The 3,084-nt window shown below is 30.6% G+C and carries 3 protein-coding genes; all 3 read left to right on the top strand.

Going from position 1 to position 3,084, the window contains the following annotated elements:
* The first annotated feature begins 248 nt into the window (after positions 1–248).
* Complete coding sequence (locus KKE07_00070) at positions 249–1,904, top strand: hypothetical protein (GenBank protein ID MBU4269263.1); 1,656 nt, start codon at positions 249–251, stop codon at positions 1,902–1,904.
* Positions 1,891–2,415: an HAD family hydrolase gene (locus KKE07_00065; protein MBU4269262.1), complete on the top strand. Its 525-nt coding sequence runs from the start codon at positions 1,891–1,893 to the stop codon at positions 2,413–2,415. Before KKE07_00070 ends, KKE07_00065 begins: the two co-directional genes overlap by 14 nt.
* A 9-nt stretch (positions 2,416–2,424) precedes the next feature.
* Positions 2,425–3,084 (top strand): hypothetical protein (locus KKE07_00060; protein MBU4269261.1); only part of this gene is annotated, 660 nt, incomplete at its 3' end.

Genomic DNA, 3,084 nt, shown 5'->3' with positions numbered 1-3,084 from the left:
GTGATACAGGAACTTTTGGGACATAAAAATATTGCAACTACAGAAATATATACTCATGTTTCATCTGCTGAGCTTGCAAAAATGTGTGATGAGATTCACCCAATGAATAAAATGAAAAGTTTGGTTCCTGAGATAAATATAAAGAAATAAATTTTGGGGAGTTTACAATTAGTGAGTTTTTTCTACAAGAAAGAAATAAAAAAATAGTAAAAATTTTAATATTTTTTTTCTTTTTTGTTTCAATATTGGTGTTTCGTCTTGTTTACCTGCAAATAAAATCAAAAAGTAAATATCTTACTTTAGGTGAAAAAAATTTTTTAAGATCGGAAATTTTAACACCATTGCGTGGAAATATTGTTGATTGTAACGGCAATTTATTGGTTTCAAATAGGCCTATTTATAATATTTACTGGAAGGGTTCCGGGGAAATAAAACTACTTACTTTGCAGCAAAATATTTTAAATAAAATAAGTTTAATATTAAATACAAATTTTTTAGACGAAAATTATTTAAAAAAGATAAATTATATAAACAAAAATTTCAAAAAAATTTTATTAAAAAAAGATATAACGTTTGAACAACTTTCCCAAATCTATGAACAGTGTGAAGATTCTTATAATTTAGATATAGAAACAAGTTTTTCAAGATTCTATCTTTACAATAATTTGGCAAGCCATGTTTTGGGTTATTTGAGTAGAGATTTTCAAGATTATACTACAAAGGGTCTTGCAGGGCTTGAGTATGCATTACAAGACAGACTTAAAGGTGAAACCGGATATGTATTAAATGTTACCAATTCCAAAGGCAGAAAGTTGGATCAGGTAGACTTTTGCAAGCCTAAGCAGGGACAAGATTTAATGCTAACGCTTGATTTGGAGTTACAAAAAATAGCAGAATCTTGTTTTGAGCCTGATCAAGTTGGAGCTTTTATTTTGATGGATCCAAAGGATGGGGCTATCAAAGTTATGACATCAATTCCAAGTTTTGATTCCAATTTGTTTTTAAAGCCGATAAGTCAAGAAGATTGGAATAAATATTTTATTCAATCTGATGTTTTTTTAAATAGGGCGACTACTGCCACATACCCCCCAGCTTCGATATTTAAAATAATTACATATGCAGCCGGGATAGAAGAAGGAATAATTAATCCCGATACCGATTTTTTTTGTCGTGGTTATTTAAATTTTTGTGGAAGAAAATATCATTGTATTAATCATTTGGGTCATGGATTTATGAATTCACGATCTGCATTGGCTTATTCTTGTAATATTCCTTGTTTTGAAATAGCTCAAAAAATGAATATAAATGATTTGGCTGATTTTGCTTTCAGGTTTGGCCTTGGAAATAAAACAGGATTTTTATTGGCGGAATCATCAGGCTTGGTACCAACTTATGAATGGAAATATGCTGTTAAGGGTGAAAGATGGTGGAAGGGCGATACACTTTCATCGGCCATTGGGCAGAGTTATATTTTAGTTACTCCCATTCAAGTGGTACGACTTATTGCGGCCGTTTGTACCGGTTATTTGGTTAGACCAAGAATTTTAGTTGAAGAAGAAGTTTATAATCAGCGGGTGCCGGTATCTTCCAGTACATTACATTTTTTAAGAGATGCTTTAAAAAGTGTTGTTGAAATAGGATCTGCAGAACGATTGAATCGAATTAAAGATTTTGATATTTATGCAAAAACCGGAACGGCACAAACCAGTAGCCTTGATATTGATAACAAAGATAAAAAATTTTTAGAACATGGTTGGATCGCTTCATATTTTAGATATAAAGGTGAATCACCATTAGCAATGGTTGTGCTATTGGAGCATGTTGGTTCATCCGGTTATGCCAGTAGAATTGCTGCAAAATTCTTGCAAAAATATAGAAGGTTTCGAGAAAATGGAACAAATTAAAGCAGCTTTTTTTGACCGAGATGGTACAATAATAGAAGATGTGAATTATTTAAAATCAATTGATGATATAAAAATTATTCAGGATGCAATATATTTACTTCGATATCTGCAGGAAAAAGATTATAAAATTTTTGTAGTTACAAATCAGTCCGGAGTAGCCAGAGGATACTTTGATGAATCGTTTGTAATAAAAACCCACGAATATTTATATAACTTATTGAAACAAGAAAATATATTTATTAAAAAATTTTACTATTGTCCACATCATGAAAGTAATGCTGTAGATGAAAAATACTTAATTAATTGCGACTGTAGAAAACCCAAACCCGGAATGTTTTTTGCCGCAGCAAAAGAGTTTAATATTAATTTATCCGAATCATTGATGTTTGGGGATAAATTGTTGGATATTAAAGCCGGTTCGGCTGCAGGGTGTAAAAGTTTTTATATACAGCAGTTTTTTAACTTGCAGCAAAATTTTAGATTGAATTTTTATAAATCTTTTTTTGAGTAGGGGCTATTGATGGAAAATATAAATTTTATTAATCAAGCAACAAAATTTAATGGAAATATTTATTTATTTTATGCAATTGATATTGGGGAAGAGGTTGATCTTGATAAAATTAGAAAAAAACGATTGGTAAATACAAAGGATTTTGCATCGTCTCCATATTTTAAAAATTATCATATACCTCTTTTTTTTGATATAGAATCATTGGAGTCAAAAAGTAGGTCCGGAGAAGATTTTATAAAATATGATTCCTACTGTATTTCCAGTAAGTTACATCAATTTGGAGTTGTTTCTTTTTGTTATAAAGTTCCGTTTAATGAAACTATAGATGATTTAAGAACGAAATTGGTCGAAATAAAAAAAGATTTTGATTTCAAAGCCGAACAAGAAGCAGCCAAAACATTTGAGCGCGTTAGCTCTGCAATTAAAAAACCACGGTTTTTAAATTTAGACAGTTTTTATTTTGCAGTTCAGGTTGATCCTATAAAAGGTGCAGTTTCTCCTGAAGAATTTAAAAATATGTTTGGTACAAAAATTGCGTCACTGTTACGATTGGAAACACTTCGCCTTTCCGAGTATCAAGAAAAAGAAATTTTAGCTGCAACAACAGGTTATTCCGGATTGGATTTAATAATTATAGATAGTGAAGGCGCATTTAGCATGATGGACACC

The organism is Candidatus Dependentiae bacterium, from assembly GCA_018897535.1.
Taxonomy (GTDB): Bacteria; Babelota; Babeliae; order Babelales; family UASB340; genus UASB340.
Note: the sequence above shows the minus strand (reverse complement) of the source record. Positions and strands in the feature narration are given on the sequence as shown.